This is a genomic window from Bacillus sp. SN1 (assembly GCF_002796895.1).
Classification (GTDB): Bacteria; Bacillota; Bacilli; order Bacillales; family Bacillaceae; genus Bacillus; species Bacillus inaquosorum.
In genome coordinates this window covers 1-15,197 of sequence record NZ_PHIE01000008.1, presented here as the reverse complement: position 1 = coordinate 15,197, position 15,197 = coordinate 1, and the positions used below count along the sequence as shown (strand labels likewise).

Annotated in this window: 21 protein-coding genes and 1 rRNA gene; 20 read left to right on the top strand and 2 right to left on the bottom strand. The window is 42.4% G+C overall.

Features of this window, described 5'->3' with window-relative positions; genetic code table 11:
- The first annotated feature begins 45 nt into the window (after positions 1 to 45).
- From CVV77_RS20965 to salA, 18 genes are all read left to right on the top strand, one after another.
- A complete protein-coding gene (locus CVV77_RS20965) occupies positions 46 to 699 on the top strand; it encodes an adenylate kinase (RefSeq protein ID WP_003241987.1) in 654 nt (217 codons plus the stop codon).
- Positions 696 to 1,442 (top strand): type I methionyl aminopeptidase, encoded by a 747-nt coding sequence (gene map / locus CVV77_RS20960; RefSeq protein WP_003225828.1) that lies wholly within the window; start codon positions 696 to 698, stop codon positions 1,440 to 1,442. The genes CVV77_RS20965 and map overlap by 4 nt, the downstream gene beginning before the upstream one ends.
- 311 nt (positions 1,443 to 1,753) lie before the next feature.
- Entirely contained in the window at positions 1,754 to 1,972 is a 219-nt protein-coding gene (gene infA, locus CVV77_RS20950; protein WP_003156508.1) for a translation initiation factor IF-1, read from the top strand.
- 33 nt (positions 1,973 to 2,005) lie between these two features.
- The gene (rpmJ, locus tag CVV77_RS20945; RefSeq protein WP_003156543.1) at positions 2,006 to 2,119 is read left to right on the top strand and encodes a 50S ribosomal protein L36; all 114 of its coding nucleotides are present in this window, start codon (positions 2,006 to 2,008) and stop codon (positions 2,117 to 2,119) included.
- A gap of 22 nt (positions 2,120 to 2,141) precedes the next feature.
- Complete coding sequence (gene rpsM, locus CVV77_RS20940; protein WP_003156545.1) at positions 2,142 to 2,507, top strand: 30S ribosomal protein S13; 366 nt, start codon at positions 2,142 to 2,144, stop codon at positions 2,505 to 2,507.
- A 20-nt stretch (positions 2,508 to 2,527) separates the two neighbouring features.
- Positions 2,528 to 2,923: a 30S ribosomal protein S11 gene (rpsK, locus tag CVV77_RS20935; protein WP_003225831.1), complete on the top strand. Its 396-nt coding sequence runs from the start codon at positions 2,528 to 2,530 to the stop codon at positions 2,921 to 2,923.
- 176 nt (positions 2,924 to 3,099) lie between these two features.
- Entirely contained in the window at positions 3,100 to 4,044 is a 945-nt protein-coding gene (locus tag CVV77_RS20930; RefSeq protein ID WP_003225835.1) for a DNA-directed RNA polymerase subunit alpha, read from the top strand.
- A 77-nt stretch (positions 4,045 to 4,121) separates the two neighbouring features.
- Entirely contained in the window at positions 4,122 to 4,484 is a 363-nt protein-coding gene (rplQ, locus tag CVV77_RS20925) for a 50S ribosomal protein L17 (protein ID WP_003225836.1), read from the top strand.
- A 130-nt stretch (positions 4,485 to 4,614) separates the two neighbouring features.
- Positions 4,615 to 5,460 carry an energy-coupling factor ABC transporter ATP-binding protein gene (locus CVV77_RS20920; RefSeq protein ID WP_100276422.1) on the top strand — a complete coding sequence of 282 codons (846 nt, stop codon included), beginning with the start codon at positions 4,615 to 4,617 and terminating at the stop codon, positions 5,458 to 5,460.
- Positions 5,436 to 6,305 (top strand): energy-coupling factor ABC transporter ATP-binding protein, encoded by an 870-nt coding sequence (locus tag CVV77_RS20915; RefSeq protein ID WP_100276421.1) that lies wholly within the window; start codon positions 5,436 to 5,438, stop codon positions 6,303 to 6,305. The genes CVV77_RS20920 and CVV77_RS20915 overlap by 25 nt, the downstream gene beginning before the upstream one ends.
- Positions 6,302 to 7,099 (top strand): energy-coupling factor transporter transmembrane component T family protein, encoded by a 798-nt coding sequence (locus CVV77_RS20910; RefSeq protein WP_019257284.1) that lies wholly within the window; start codon positions 6,302 to 6,304, stop codon positions 7,097 to 7,099. The genes CVV77_RS20915 and CVV77_RS20910 overlap by 4 nt, the downstream gene beginning before the upstream one ends.
- A 9-nt stretch (positions 7,100 to 7,108) precedes the next feature.
- Positions 7,109 to 7,852 (top strand): tRNA pseudouridine(38-40) synthase TruA, encoded by a 744-nt coding sequence (gene truA / locus CVV77_RS20905; protein ID WP_100276420.1) that lies wholly within the window; start codon positions 7,109 to 7,111, stop codon positions 7,850 to 7,852.
- Positions 7,853 to 8,013: 161 nt separating this feature from the next.
- Positions 8,014 to 8,451: a 50S ribosomal protein L13 gene (gene rplM, locus CVV77_RS20900; RefSeq protein ID WP_003241966.1), complete on the top strand. Its 438-nt coding sequence runs from the start codon at positions 8,014 to 8,016 to the stop codon at positions 8,449 to 8,451.
- A 20-nt stretch (positions 8,452 to 8,471) separates the two neighbouring features.
- On the top strand, positions 8,472 to 8,864 hold the full coding sequence (gene rpsI, locus CVV77_RS20895) for a 30S ribosomal protein S9 (RefSeq protein WP_019257285.1): 393 nt from the start codon (positions 8,472 to 8,474) through the stop codon (positions 8,862 to 8,864).
- Between the two features lie 501 nt (positions 8,865 to 9,365).
- Positions 9,366 to 10,130, top strand: coding sequence for a class I SAM-dependent methyltransferase (locus tag CVV77_RS20885; protein WP_100276419.1), 765 nt, complete (start codon positions 9,366 to 9,368; stop codon positions 10,128 to 10,130).
- Positions 10,131 to 10,327: 197 nt separating this feature from the next.
- Positions 10,328 to 10,771, top strand: coding sequence for a YbaK family protein (locus CVV77_RS20880; protein ID WP_100276418.1), 444 nt, complete (start codon positions 10,328 to 10,330; stop codon positions 10,769 to 10,771).
- 59 nt (positions 10,772 to 10,830) lie between these two features.
- Positions 10,831 to 11,544 (top strand): N-acetylmuramoyl-L-alanine amidase CwlD, encoded by a 714-nt coding sequence (cwlD, locus tag CVV77_RS20875; RefSeq protein ID WP_003241959.1) that lies wholly within the window; start codon positions 10,831 to 10,833, stop codon positions 11,542 to 11,544.
- 95 nt (positions 11,545 to 11,639) lie between these two features.
- On the top strand, positions 11,640 to 12,692 hold the full coding sequence (gene salA / locus CVV77_RS20870) for an iron-sulfur carrier protein/transcriptional regulator SalA (protein ID WP_100276417.1): 1,053 nt from the start codon (positions 11,640 to 11,642) through the stop codon (positions 12,690 to 12,692).
- A 37-nt stretch (positions 12,693 to 12,729) separates the two neighbouring features.
- On the opposite strand, the gene gerD is transcribed toward salA, so the two are convergent.
- Entirely contained in the window at positions 12,730 to 13,287 is a 558-nt protein-coding gene (gene gerD, locus CVV77_RS20865; protein ID WP_003241955.1) for a spore germination lipoprotein GerD, read from the bottom strand.
- Between the two features lie 109 nt (positions 13,288 to 13,396).
- On the opposite strand from gerD, the gene kbaA reads away from it, so the two are divergent.
- On the top strand, positions 13,397 to 13,993 hold the full coding sequence (gene kbaA, locus CVV77_RS20860; RefSeq protein ID WP_100276416.1) for a KinB-signaling pathway activation protein: 597 nt from the start codon (positions 13,397 to 13,399) through the stop codon (positions 13,991 to 13,993).
- Between the two features lies 1 nt (position 13,994).
- Here kbaA and pdaB read toward each other — a convergent pair whose 3' ends face one another.
- Entirely contained in the window at positions 13,995 to 14,759 is a 765-nt protein-coding gene (gene pdaB / locus CVV77_RS20855) for a polysaccharide deacetylase family sporulation protein PdaB (protein WP_019257289.1), read from the bottom strand.
- Positions 14,760 to 15,110: 351 nt separating this feature from the next.
- Here pdaB and CVV77_RS20850 point away from each other — a divergent pair.
- Positions 15,111 to 15,197 (top strand): 16S ribosomal RNA (locus tag CVV77_RS20850); the annotation flags it as partial.

Here is a 15,197-nt window from a genome sequence, read left to right as displayed (position 1 = left end):
ATTTATCCATTCCCTCTTAATAAAGAGAGGACGGGGGAAATCCGAATGAACTTAGTCTTAATGGGGCTTCCTGGTGCCGGTAAAGGCACACAGGGCGAACGAATTGTTGAGGATTATGGGATTCCTCATATCTCAACAGGAGATATGTTCCGTGCTGCTATGAAAGAAGAAACACCACTCGGACTCGAAGCAAAATCTTATATTGATAAGGGAGAGCTCGTACCTGACGAAGTCACAATCGGAATTGTAAAAGAAAGACTTGGCAAAGACGATTGTGAAAGAGGTTTTCTTCTGGACGGATTTCCGCGAACAGTCGCTCAAGCCGAAGCTCTTGAAGAAATTCTTGAGGAATACGGCAAGCCGATTGATTATGTCATTAACATTGAAGTCGACAAAGATGCTCTGATGGAACGTCTGACTGGACGCAGAATTTGCAGTGTTTGCGGCACAACCTATCATTTAGTCTTTAATCCGCCGAAAACGCCGGGTATTTGTGATAAAGACGGAGGCGAACTCTATCAACGGGCAGATGATAATGAGGAAACCGTCTCTAAACGGCTTGAGGTAAACATGAAGCAAACTCAGCCTTTACTCGATTTCTATTCTGAGAAAGGGTATCTTGCAAACGTGAATGGCCAACAGGACATTCAAGACGTTTATGCAGATGTGAAGGATCTTCTTGGAGGATTAAAAAAATGATTATCTGTAAAACCCCACGTGAACTTGGTATCATGCGGGAAGCAGGGCGAATCGTGGCTTTAACTCATGAAGAGTTAAAAAAGCACATTAAACCAGGAATCTCGACAAAAGAATTGGATCAAATTGCCGAACGTTTTATTAAGAAGCAGGGTGCAATCCCATCTTTTAAGGGGTATAATGGGTTTCGCGGGAGCATTTGCGTATCAGTTAATGAAGAACTCGTTCACGGCATTCCTGGCAGCAGGGTGCTGAAGGACGGTGACATCATCAGTATTGATATCGGTGCTAAATTAAATGGTTATCATGGTGACTCTGCATGGACATATCCGGTAGGAAACATCAGCGATGATGACAAAAAACTTCTGGAAGTGACAGAGGAGTCTTTATATAAAGGCTTGCAGGAAGCAAAACCAGGTGAACGTTTGTCGAATATTTCCCACGCAATACAAACGTATGTCGAAAATGAGCAGTTTTCAGTTGTTAGGGAGTATGTCGGACATGGTGTTGGTCAAGACTTGCATGAGGACCCGCAAATTCCTCATTACGGTCCGCCCAACAAAGGACCACGGCTCAAACCTGGCATGGTTCTCGCTATTGAACCTATGGTGAACGCTGGCAGCCGCTACGTGAAAACATTGGCTGATAACTGGACGGTTGTAACGGTAGATGGGAAAAAGTGTGCTCATTTTGAACATACGATTGCGATTACGGAAACGGGTTTTGATATACTGACGAGAGTCTAGGTGATGAAAATAATTCTGAAGACAGATGTTTTTCCGGCTTGATAGGGCAGAAAGTTTGGATGAACATTGGCAGGACCGAATTCACCTTGCCGTTGTCATTGGAATTGTTGACCATCATCAATGTACTAACAGCAGACGGAGAAATGCGTACATTACATTCTCCTAAGAAAAAGAATATCAATCATTTAACCCTTTATGATTGCGTATCTCCGGAAGTTCAGAACAGTATAAACGAAACAGGGCGTGTGACAAACTTCTTTTGAAATTTGTCAGAAAGCAAGTTACTGATTTGAAGAAGGGAGAACACTTGAATGGCGAAAGACGATGTAATTGAAGTGGAAGGTACGATAGTCGAAACACTGCCAAACGCGATGTTCAAAGTTGAACTTGAAAATGGCCACACTGTTTTGGCTCACGTATCTGGTAAAATCCGCATGCACTTCATTCGCATTTTACCTGGAGACAAAGTTACGGTAGAATTATCTCCATATGACTTAACTCGTGGCAGGATTACGTACCGTTACAAATAAAGCACTCCGGAAACTGAAGGAGGTTGGAAACACATGAAAGTGAGACCATCAGTTAAACCAATCTGCGAAAAATGTAAAGTTATTCGCAGAAAAGGAAAAGTAATGGTGATCTGTGAAAATCCAAAGCATAAACAAAAACAAGGATAATTTATAAGGAGGTGCCCAGAGAATGGCTCGTATTGCTGGTGTAGATATCCCACGTGACAAACGTGTTGTTATTTCTTTAACATATGTCTTCGGAATTGGCCGCACAACGGCTCAGCAAGTCTTGAAAGAGGCTGGTGTTTCAGAAGATACTCGTGTGCGTGATCTTACTGAAGAAGAACTTGGTAAAATCCGTGATGTTATTGATAAACTGAAAGTAGAAGGTGACCTTCGCCGTGAAGTTTCTCTTAACATTAAGCGTCTGATCGAAATCGGAAGCTACCGCGGAATCCGTCATCGCAGAGGATTACCTGTTCGCGGACAAAACTCTAAAAATAACGCGCGTACTCGTAAAGGTCCGCGTCGTACTGTAGCTAATAAGAAAAAATAAGTAAGGGAGGTACCTAAACAATGGCTGCTGCTCGTAAATCTAACACGCGTAAACGTCGCGTAAAAAAGAATGTTGAGTCTGGAATTGCTCATATTCGTTCAACTTTCAATAACACGATCGTTACGATCACTGACACTCATGGTAATGCTCTTTCTTGGTCAAGTGCCGGAGCTCTAGGATTCAGAGGTTCTCGTAAATCTACTCCTTTTGCTGCGCAAATGGCTGCAGAAACAGCTGCTAAAGGTTCAATCGAACATGGTCTTAAAACTCTAGAGGTTACTGTTAAAGGACCTGGTTCAGGCCGTGAAGCTGCAATCCGTGCACTTCAAGCTGCTGGACTAGAAGTCACTGCTATCAGAGACGTAACTCCTGTTCCTCATAACGGATGCCGTCCACCAAAACGTCGCCGCGTGTAATTTGTTTGTATAGATTTTGTGTCCCTGTCAATAATGGGTTATGATACAGTTATTTATGAAACGAATGCACCGACTCGTTGCCTGAGCACATACGGGACTAAACAATGGGGAATTTCGGATGGAATCTCATATGATTCTATTCGAGGTTTCGACGTTTTGAAGGAGGGTTTTAAGTAATGATCGAGATTGAAAAACCAAAAATCGAAACGGTTGAAATCAGCGACGATGCCAAATTTGGTAAGTTTGTCGTAGAGCCACTTGAGCGTGGATATGGTACAACTCTGGGTAACTCCTTACGTCGTATCCTCTTATCCTCACTCCCTGGTGCCGCTGTAACATCAATCCAGATAGATGGTGTACTGCACGAATTCTCGACAATTGAAGGCGTTGTGGAAGATGTTACAACGATTATCTTACACATTAAAAAGCTTGCATTGAAAATCTACTCTGATGAAGAGAAGACGCTAGAAATTGATGTACAGGGCGAAGGAACTGTAACGGCAGCTGATATTACACACGATAGTGATGTAGAGATCTTAAATCCTGATCTTCATATCGCAACTCTTGGTGAGAATGCGAGTTTCCGAGTTCGCCTTACTGCTCAAAGAGGACGTGGGTATACGCCTGCTGACGCAAACAAGAGAGACGATCAGCCAATCGGCGTGATTCCGATCGATTCTATCTATACGCCAGTTTCTCGTGTATCTTATCAGGTAGAGAACACTCGTGTAGGCCAAGTTGCAAACTATGATAAACTTACACTTGATGTTTGGACTGATGGAAGCACTGGACCGAAAGAAGCCATTGCGCTTGGTTCAAAGATTTTAACTGAACACCTTAATATATTCGTTGGTTTAACTGACGAAGCTCAGCATGCTGAAATCATGGTTGAAAAAGAAGAAGATCAAAAAGAGAAAGTTCTTGAAATGACAATTGAAGAATTGGATCTTTCTGTTCGCTCTTACAACTGCTTAAAGCGTGCGGGTATTAACACGGTTCAAGAGCTTGCGAACAAGACGGAAGAAGATATGATGAAAGTTCGTAATCTAGGACGCAAATCACTTGAAGAAGTGAAAGCGAAACTAGAAGAACTTGGACTCGGACTTCGCAAAGACGATTGACTAGTTTCCCTTGTGAACTAGGATTTTCGTGTGTTTATTATTCAGATACAGCATTTCAATAAAGGAGGGGACATCACATGTCATACAGAAAACTAGGACGTACGAGTGCACAGCGTAAAGCTATGCTTCGTGATCTTACAACTGATTTGATCATCAACGAAAGAATCGAAACAACTGAAACACGTGCGAAAGAACTTCGCTCTGTAGTTGAAAAAATGATCACGCTTGGCAAACGCGGTGATCTTCACGCTCGCCGTCAAGCTGCTGCATACATCCGCAACGAGGTTGCAAACGAAGAAAATAACCAAGATGCACTTCAAAAATTATTCTCTGACATTGCAACTCGTTACGAGGAGCGCCAAGGTGGATACACACGTATTATGAAGCTTGGTCCTCGCCGTGGTGACGGAGCACCAATGGCAATTATCGAATTGGTTTAATCACATATTTTTTGTGTATCTAAAGAAGGGCGGGACAGTTTCTAACTGGATCTATGCCCTTTTTTTAGATACTGCAACTTTTTATATAGAGAGAAAAGCAGAGCATTAGCTGAGAGGAGGCCGGTTTTCCATGAATCAAAATCAGTTGATATCGGTAGAGGATATCGTTTTTCGATATCGGAAAGACGCAGAAAGACGAGCACTAGACGGCGTCTCCCTGCAGGTGTATGAGGGTGAATGGCTTGCAATTGTAGGCCATAACGGTTCAGGGAAATCAACACTGGCTCGGGCATTGAATGGTTTAATCCTTCCTGAATCAGGCGACATAAAGGTTGCCGGGATTCAATTGACAGAGGATTCGGTTTGGGAAGTGCGTAAGAAAATAGGTATGGTCTTTCAAAATCCGGATAACCAATTTGTCGGAACGACAGTTCGCGATGATGTGGCTTTTGGTTTAGAAAACAATGGTGTACCGCGGGAAGAAATGATTGAGAGAGTAGACTGGGCAGTAAAACAGGTGAATATGCAAGATTTTCTCGATCAAGAGCCGCACCATCTCTCCGGAGGCCAAAAGCAGAGAGTTGCGATTGCGGGGGTTATTGCCGCACGTCCTGATATTATTATCTTAGATGAAGCAACATCTATGCTTGACCCGATCGGGCGAGAAGAAGTGCTTGAAACGGTAAGACATTTAAAGGAGCAGGGCATGGCGACTGTCATTTCCATCACACATGATCTGGATGAGGCAGCAAAAGCAGACAGAATCATTGTCATGAATGGCGGTAAAAAATATGCCGAAGGGCTGCCTGAAGAGATTTTTAAATTGAATAAGGAACTTGTTCAAATCGGGCTTGATTTACCCTTCTCATTCCAGCTTAGCCAGATTTTAAGAGAATATGGACTGGCTTTGGAAGAAAATCATTTGACCCAGGAAGGGCTGGTGAAAGAGCTATGGACATTACAATCAAAGATGTAGAGCATCGTTATCAGATGAAGACGCCGTTTGAGCGCCTTGCACTGTATGATATCAATGCATCGATTAAAGAAGGCAGCTACGTAGCCGTTATCGGGCATACAGGCTCTGGTAAGTCCACTCTTCTTCAGCACTTGAACGGTCTCTTGAAGCCGACGAAGGGACAGATATCACTAGGCAGCACTGTTATTCAGGCAGGGAAAAAGAATAAAGAGCTGAAAACCCTTCGTAAAAAAGTCGGAATCGTTTTCCAATTTCCTGAGCATCAATTATTCGAAGAAACAGTTCTAAAAGATATTTCGTTCGGACCGATGAATTTTGGTGTGAAAAAAGAGGATGCTGAACAAAGGGCAAGAGAGATGCTGAAGCTTGTAGGTTTATCAGAAGAGCTTCTGGACAGGTCGCCTTTTGAATTAAGTGGAGGGCAAATGCGCAGAGTTGCGATTGCCGGCGTACTTGCAATGGATCCTGAAGTGCTTGTTCTTGATGAACCGACTGCAGGATTGGACCCAAGAGGGCGAAAAGAGATTATGGACATGTTTTATGAGCTTCATCAACAGGGGAACCTGACAACGATCCTTGTGACACACAGCATGGAGGATGCAGCTGCATACGCTGATGAAATGATTGTCATGCATAAAGGCACGATCCAAGCATCAGGCAGTCCGCGTGATTTGTTCTTAAAAGGTGAAGAGATGGCTGGCTGGGGGCTGGATCTTCCGGAAACGATAAAATTCCAAAGACAGCTGGAAGCTGCACTAGGTGTCAGATTTAAAGAGCCTATGCTCACAATTGAAGATGCCGCTGCTGAAATCCGTGCTCTTTTTCAGGGGGAGAAGCCCTTATGATGGACAGCATGATTATCGGCAAGTATGTACCGGGCTCTTCACTTGTACATCGGCTTGACCCCAGAACAAAACTTATCACGATCTTTTTATTTGTCTGTATCGTATTCCTAGCCAATAATGTGCAGACATATGCGCTGCTTGGATTATTTACAGTGGGCGTCGTTTCATTAACAAGAGTTCCTTTCTCTTTTTTAATGAAAGGGTTAAAGCCTATCATCTGGATTGTCCTATTTACGTTCCTGCTTCACATTTTAATGACACATGAAGGTCCGGTTATCTTTCAATTAGGCGTTTTCAAAATCTACGAGGGCGGTTTGGTTCAAGGGATATTCATTTCTCTTAGATTCGTCTATCTGATTTTAATCACGACCCTATTAACGCTGACGACAACACCGATTGAGATTACTGATGGAATGGAGCAGCTGCTGAATCCATTGAAAAAAATAAAGCTTCCTGTTCACGAGCTCGCTCTTATGATGTCAATTTCTTTGCGGTTTATTCCGACCTTGATGGAGGAGACAGATAAGATCATGAAGGCTCAGATGGCGCGAGGCGTTGATTTTACAAGCGGACCTGTCAAAGACAGAGTGAAGGCTATTGTCCCGCTTCTTGTCCCTCTCTTCGTCAGTGCATTCAAACGCGCCGAAGAGCTTGCTGTGGCAATGGAAGCAAGGGGCTATCAAGGCGGAGAGGGACGTACGAAATACAGAAAGCTGGTATGGACAGGAAAAGACACTTCTGTCATCGTCAGCTTGATGATTTTGGCTGCTTTGTTATTTTTCTTAAGGACTTAGAGGTGCTGTATGAGACTGAAATGCACGATTTCTTATGACGGACATTTGTTTAATGGATATCAGGTGCAGCCGGGCAAAAGAACGGTTCAGGATGAACTTGAGCAGGCTTTGGCTGTCCTGCATAAGTCGAAAGACAGAATTCCGGTCGTTTCGTCAGGAAGAACAGACAGCGGGGTTCACGCAGCCGGACAGGTGATTCATTTTGATACTTCGCTGTCTATCCCGACGGAGAGATGGCCGTATGCCTTAAATGCACTGCTTCCGGACGATATCGCAGTCAAACAGGCAGAAATTGCGGATGATGGGTTCCATGCACGATTTAGCGCAGTCAAAAAAGAATATCGCTACTTTGTATACACGGAGAAACACCCGGACGTATTTAAACGGCATTACGCTTACCATTTTTCATATCACCTTAATGTGCAGAACATGAGAGAAGCGGCAAAGCATCTTATAGGGACACATGATTTTACAAGCTTTTGCGCGACTAAAACAGAAGTACAGGACAAGGTAAGAACGATTTACGATCTTGATTGGACTGAGACGGATGACGGTTTGCAAATGCGGATCACAGGCAGCGGTTTCTTATATAATATGGTCAGAATTATTGCGGGTACTTTGCTTGATGCAGGTATTGGAAAAATTTCTCCCGAAGATGTGAAATCCATGCTGGAAGCGAAGGATCGCGAAGCGGCAGGGCGCACAGCACCGGGGCATGGGCTATATTTATGGAACGTTTACTATGACAACTAAACCAGGTGTATAATATTTTCTTGACAGAGTCTGCATAAAGTTATAAGATATCATATGGTATGTATTTCAACCCCACGATAAGCCCCGGAACTTATTGTGTTGTGAAATAGAACGTAATCGAAGTTTATTGAAAATGACAGATCATTTAGGAGGGAAATTCAATGCGTACAACACCTATGGCTAACGCAAGTACTATTGAACGCAAGTGGTTAGTTGTTGATGCTGCTGGCAAGACTTTAGGTCGTCTTTCTTCAGAAGTTGCAGCTATCCTTCGCGGAAAACACAAACCAACTTACACACCACACGTTGATACTGGAGATCATGTGATCATCATCAACGCTGAAAAAATCGAGTTAACTGGTAAAAAGTTAACTGACAAAATCTACTACCGTCACACTCAACATCCAGGCGGATTAAAATCAAGAACTGCTCTTGAAATGCGTACAAACTACCCTGAGAAAATGCTTGAGCTAGCTATCAAAGGCATGCTTCCAAAAGGTTCTCTAGGTCGTCAAATGTTCAAAAAATTGAACGTATACCGTGGTTCTGAGCATCCACATGAAGCACAAAAACCTGAAGTTTACGAACTTCGCGGTTAATTAAAAAGGAGGTTACCAATTTGGCACAGGTTCAATATTACGGTACTGGCCGTCGTAAAAGCTCTGTAGCGCGTGTGCGCTTAGTTCCAGGAGAAGGTCGTATCGTCGTTAATAATCGTGAAATCAGCGAGCACATCCCATCTCCAGCTCTAATCGAAGATATCAAACAACCATTAACTTTGACTGAAACAGCTGGCACTTATGATGTTTTAGTAAACGTACATGGAGGCGGCTTATCTGGTCAAGCTGGAGCAATCCGTCACGGTATCGCTCGTGCTTTGCTTGAAGCAGATCCAGAATACCGTACAACTCTTAAACGTGCAGGTCTTCTGACTCGTGACGCTCGTATGAAAGAACGTAAAAAATACGGTCTTAAAGGCGCTCGTCGTGCACCTCAGTTCTCAAAACGTTAATTTTACGTTTTCAAAGCTCTCGACCCTGTGTTGGGAGCTTTTTTATTTTCATAAAATGCCCATATGCAATTCTTGGCACACCCCCGCATTCAGTAAAAATAAATAAATGAACGCTTAATGAAGTCTAAGCAAATTGCTTGATTATAAACAGCCCTGTTGTAATAATCATGGTATCTTTCATTACCAGCTAATTTACTTGAATGATGATTGGAAAGGTGGTCAAAGTTTTTAATGGCCATGTCGCCAATCCAGTTCATTTTAACAACCGGTCTCCCACCTGTTCAATCTCACAGCTGATTCTTCACCTGTCCGGATGAATATTAGTTCTTCACTAATGACATCATTTGATGAGATAAGTGTAAATCTTTTGACGTAAATCACATATCTCCTTTGTGATTTTTTTGCGTTTTTATGAATTTTTTTCTAAATATGCAAAGGGAAAGCGATATCAATCTAGAAATATTTGTTATACTCTATACAATAAAATAAGGAGAACGATTCATGAATGCGTTAAAACATAATAGCAAAGCCTGGGATCAAAAAGTAGAAGTAGGCAATGAATGGACTGTTGCTGCTGAGCAGCATGTCATCGAACAAGCGAAAAAAGGCAATTGGGATATAAGGGTAACACCAATGAAAGATGTTCCGAAGGATTGGTTTCCCCCTGTCAAAGGACTAAAGGTGCTTTGTTTAGCATCAGGAGGCGGCCAGCAAGGTCCGATTTTGGCAGCTGCAGGAGCGGATGTCACTGTATTAGATAACTCGGAAAAACAGCTGGACCAGGATAGAATGGTTGCTGAACGCGACGGCCTCACAATACATACTGTCAAAGGAAGCATGGACGATCTCAGTCAATTTCAGGATGAATCATTTGACGTCATTGTACATCCTGTTGCCAATGTTTTTGTTGAGAATGTCCTCCCGGTCTGGAAGGAAGCGCACCGAGTACTAAAAAGAAACGGCGCCCTAATTTCAGGTTTTGTAAATCCAGTCGTATTCCTGTTTGATGTAGAGTTAGAACAGCAAGGTATTCTAAAAGTAAAACACTCCATTCCATATGCCGACTCAGAAGATCTTCCAAAACATAAAGTGAAAAAACTGATTGAAAATAATGAGGCTCTGGAATTCGGCCATTCCCTAGAAGACCAAATCAAGGGCCAAATTGATGCCGGTTTTATCGTCACTGGTTTTTATGAAGATAAAGGCGGGTTTGTATTGGACCAATATATTCATACATATTCTGCAACAAGAAGCGTGAAATTATGAAAAGCAGCGACCTATTAGAGGAGCTGCTTTTTTAGTAATCGCTTGCAGAACTCTTGTTCTGAACCCTGTAGAAAGCTGCTAAATCCTCTTCTTTTTATCAATCTCTGCACCTTCATTTGGGCGAATTTCCAACCGAATTCGGGCATGGTTTCACCATCCAAACCTCAAAATAACCGGTAAAAGGAGAGTGAATTTGTATGGCAGAGGTACTGTCTTTTATGGATGTGAAACGCCAAAAGGATTTTGAATTAGAAAAGAACTTGCTCAAAGAACTCTCTCTGAGGCAAATCATTCAGTCTGTTAAAGACTGTCTGGAACCATTATTTCCGTTTTTACATGATGAAAGAGATATTATTAGCGAAGGCTGTATTGATTTTGCTATAGAAGCTTATTTGTTAGGCGGACGTTTTGGGATATTCGGCTATTACGGAGAATCCATGCAGAGCATCAGTGCGCGCTCAGCAAGAGAAGAAGAAGAGCTTCGTCTGGAGTTTTTTGATTATCTTTATAATTGGATACACGAGCAATACGCAACATTTGATAAAAATACGGTCTATGAAGTAGCATGCAAGTTCATTAAAGACTGGTGGACAGAGGGATTTGTCCAAAGAGAAAAACAGTGTAAGCTTCGCATGCGATAATCATATTTCCCGACCCTGTCCCATAGTTATGTAATAACGGACAAGCGGGAGGGGAAGGGATGAGGAAAAAGCTTAAATGGCTCAGTTTTTTGCTAGGCTTCATCGTATTACTATTTCTATTCAAGTATCAGTTCAGCAATAACGATTCTTGGAAGCCGTGGAGCCTGCCCTTGAGCGGGAAAATTATATATCTAGATCCAGGTCATGGCGGGCCTGACGGCGGAGCAGTCGGCGGAAAGATGTTAGAGAAGGATGTAACCTTGGAAGTGGCCTTTAGGGTCAGGGATTACCTTCAGGAACAAGGAGCGCTTGTCATCATGACCAGGGAAAGTGATACCGATCTCGCTCCAGAAGGAACGAAGGGCTACAGCAGACGAAAAGCGGAAGACTTAAGACAGCGAGTCAAATTAATAAACCATTCAGAGGCTGAACTCTATATCAGCATTCACCTCAATGCGATTCCATCACAAAAGTGGAGCGGAGCCCAAAGCTTTTATTACGGAAAATATGCGGAAAATGAGAAAGTCGCAAAATACATTCAGGATGAATTGAGAAGAAACCTGGAAAACACAACCCGGAAGGCAAAGCGGATTCATGGTATCTACTTAATGCAAAACGTCACCAAACCGGGGGCGCTTGTAGAAGTCGGATTTTTATCCAATCCAAGCGAAGCAATGCTGCTCGGGAAACCGAAATACCAGGACAAGGTGGCATCTTCCATATATAAAGGCATTTTGCGATATTTCACAGAAAAAGGAGACCCTCCTGAGTAAAGGAGGGTTTTCGTATGGTTCTAAGCATAAGACACCCGCCATTTATGTATGATATAATAATGATTGTAAACGAATACACAAAAGGGTGAGGTTCGATGATAAGAGAAGATGAAGTAAGAAAACTAATCGGTGAAATGCGCGAACCTTTTCTTCAAAGACCTTTGGGAGAATTGGATGCCGTTAAGGAAATTAAAATAAAGCCTGAAAAACGGCATGTCAGTGTAAAAGTCGCTCTTGCCAAAACCGGAACTGCAGAGCAAATGCAGATTCAGCAAGAGATCGTAAACGTCTTAAAAGGGGCAGGCGCTGAGACGGTCGGCCTTCGATTTGAAGAGCTGCCGGAAGAAACGGTTGCTAAATTCCGGGCGCCGTCAGCTGAGAAAAAAACACTGTTAAATATGGATAACCCGCCAGTCTTTCTTGCTGTAGCAAGCGGAAAAGGCGGCGTAGGCAAGTCTACTGTGTCAGTAAACCTTGCTATTTCTCTGGCTCGTCTTGGGAAAAAGGTCGGTTTAATTGATGCTGATATTTATGGCTTCAGTGTGCCGGATATGATGGGTATCACTGTGCGTCCAACCATTGAGGGAGAGAAACTTCTTCCTGTTGAACGCTTCGGGGTAAAGGTGATGTCAATGGGCTTTTTCGTAGAAGAAAATGCACCCGTCGTATGGAGAGGCCCGATGCTTGGCAAAATGCTGAATAACTTTTTCCACGAGGTAGAGTGGGGAGAAGTAGACTATATCGTTCTTGATCTTCCGCCTGGGACAGGGGACGTTGCTCTCGATGTACATACAATGCTTCCGAGCTGCAAAGAAATCATCGTATCGACGCCGCATCCAACAGCTGCTTTTGTCGCGGCCAGAGCGGGCTCTATGGCGATTAAAACTGATCATGAGGTTGTTGGTGTCATAGAGAACATGGCTTACTATGAAAGCGCAAAGACTGGGGAAAGAGAATATGTCTTTGGTAAAGGCGGCGGAGATAAACTAGCTGAGGAACTAAACGTGCCTTTGCTCGGCAGAATCCCGTTGAAACAGCCTGATTGGGATAAGGATCAATTTGCTCCGTCTGTTTATGAAGAAAATCATCCCATCGGAGAAATATATCAGGATATTGCAAAAAAAATAATCGCAAAAATGTCAGTATAAAAAGGGCGAACCGGGATTCTATATCCCGGCCTTCCCTTTATTCACTTTCTTTGGCAGTATCTTTTGCTGCTTTTTTCAGCTCATCTTCGAACTGTTTTTTGTAAAGCGGGCTAGAAAGTGTTTCGTTAATAACCTCTTCTAAATAACTTCGGAATTCTTGGCTTTTTGCAAGTTCGCTGTACTTTTTATTCATGCCCGGATCCTGCATAACGCCCATCAGCATCTTCTGGTAATCCGGATCCTTCATCAGTTTTTTAATCACTTTTTCATGCTCAGTCTGAAGAGTTTTGGCAAAGCCTTCAGCAAAATCAGTGTCTTCAAAGATGTTTTTCCAAAATTCTTCACCTTTTTTAGAGGTGAGTGTTTTTTCTATTGTTCCTTTAATCGCATCTTGGTCAATCACCAGCGCTTCATTCATCGCATCATCGTTTAATAATTCCTTAATGGCTTTCTTTCCATCATCAGTTTTTAATATATCAACAACCATTTTTTTGGTCTGATCATAGTCCATATCCGCTGCTTGGTCTTTTGGAGCGCAAGCTGTTACAGATAATAACAAAAAACAGCTCATCAATAGCGTTTTGGCTTTTGACATGCTTAAGCTCCTTTCACATACTTGTCTTACTTTTAATATGATTCATCTGTTTGGATTTATACATAACAAAATATCGCGGTCTGCGATTTTTGAGGGGATGAATAAAGAAATGAAAAGCCGTGGTCTAGTTCGTTTTTTCTTTTCTATTTTAGCTGTCGGAGCGCTTATCACGAGTATTGTGGGTTTTGCTTTAAAATGGGGAGAATATAAGGGACTGTTTCTTGCTTTCGAAGCGGGACAGATTTTCTCTGTTTTATTTTGGTTTATCGGAGTAGGCATGATTTTCAGTGTGATCAGCCAAATGGGCTTTTTCGTGTTTTTAACAGTTCACCGGTTTGCACTTGAGATATTAAGATCCTCATCATTGTGGAATTTGCTTCAGTTATTTTTCATCCTGTTTGTTGCTTTTGATCTCATGTACATACGTTTTTTATTTTTTGGAGAGAGCGGAGAATCGATGGCTGGTTATGCGTGGTTACCGGTATTATTGTTGATCTTTGGGGTGATTACAGCTTATATAAAGCAAAAGCAGTCCTCTAGAAAAACGTTTGTGTCATCGTTGTTTTTGATGGTTGTGATTACTGCATTAGAATGGTTCCCTGCATTAAGAGTAAATGATGAGGACTGGCTTTATTTAATGCTTTTTCCGTTAATGGCGTGCAATGCTTTCCAATTGCTGATGCTGCCGAAGTTTGCAGCGAAGTAAATTACTTTACCTCTGCGGATTTGGCATCAGAATTTGCAATGAGATCACCTACGGTTACATTTTTTAATCCTTTTTCTTTCAGCTGATGGATGATATCAGGCAGCGCTTCTTCTGTTTGTTTTGCCGAGTCGGAGGCGTGTAAAAGAATAATGTCGCCTCCTGAAACTTGCTTGGTCACATTGTCGATGATTTTTTCAACCCCGGGATTTGTCCAATCTTGAGAGTTTACACTGTAATGAACGACTGTGTAATTGTATTGCTTTGCGACCGTGAGAACATTCTTATTGAATTGTCCTGTAGGAGGTCTTAATAGCTGTATGTCTTTGATCCCTAACTTTTCAAAAGCAGTTTGCGCACGGTTAATATCCTTTTTTATTTCGCTGCTCTCTAAATTGGCATAGTTTTTATAGGCGTAGCCCATGCTCCCTATTTGATGGCCATCCTTTACGATACGCGCTACTGTGTCGGGGTGGCGTTCTGCCCAAGAAGCGGAAAGGAAAAACGTCGCATTTTTAATCCCGTTTGCTTTCAAGGTATTAAGAATGGGTTCTGCTTTCTCATCACCCCAGCTGATATCAAAAGTAAGGGCAATGTCTTTCGAAGCTGTTTCTCCTTTATAAATGGCTTTAGGTCCGGTGTCTGTTGAAAACACGGGAAGCGGGACAGCTCTTTGGATATAAAAAAAGCTGGCTGCTGCAAATGCGGCGATAAGTATAATGATAAATTGTTTCACTCGTTTAATGTGCCACACATAGAAGTGATTCACTGATGATGCCTCCTTATCTTGTCCATCATTCTTGTATTACATCTTATGAGCATGGCCAATTGAATATAACCGATAAAATGTCTCTTCACATGCAGCTTAAATTAGGTATTGACCTTTTGATAATATCCGTGATATATTATTATTCGTCGCTGATAAACAGCTGACAACAATTAAAAGCTTCATTAAATGCTTTGAAAAAAGTTGTTGACTTAAAAGAAGCTAAATGTTATAGTAATAAAGCTGCTTCGTTAAGCGGCAGTAATGATCTTTGAAAACTAAACAAGACAAAACGTACCTGTTAGTTCATTTTTAATAAATCGCACAGCAATGTGCGTAGTCAGTCAAACTACTTTATCGGAGAGTTTGATCCTGGCTCAGGACGAACGCTGGCGGCGTGCCTAATACATGCAAGTCGAGCGGACAGATGGGAGCTTGCTC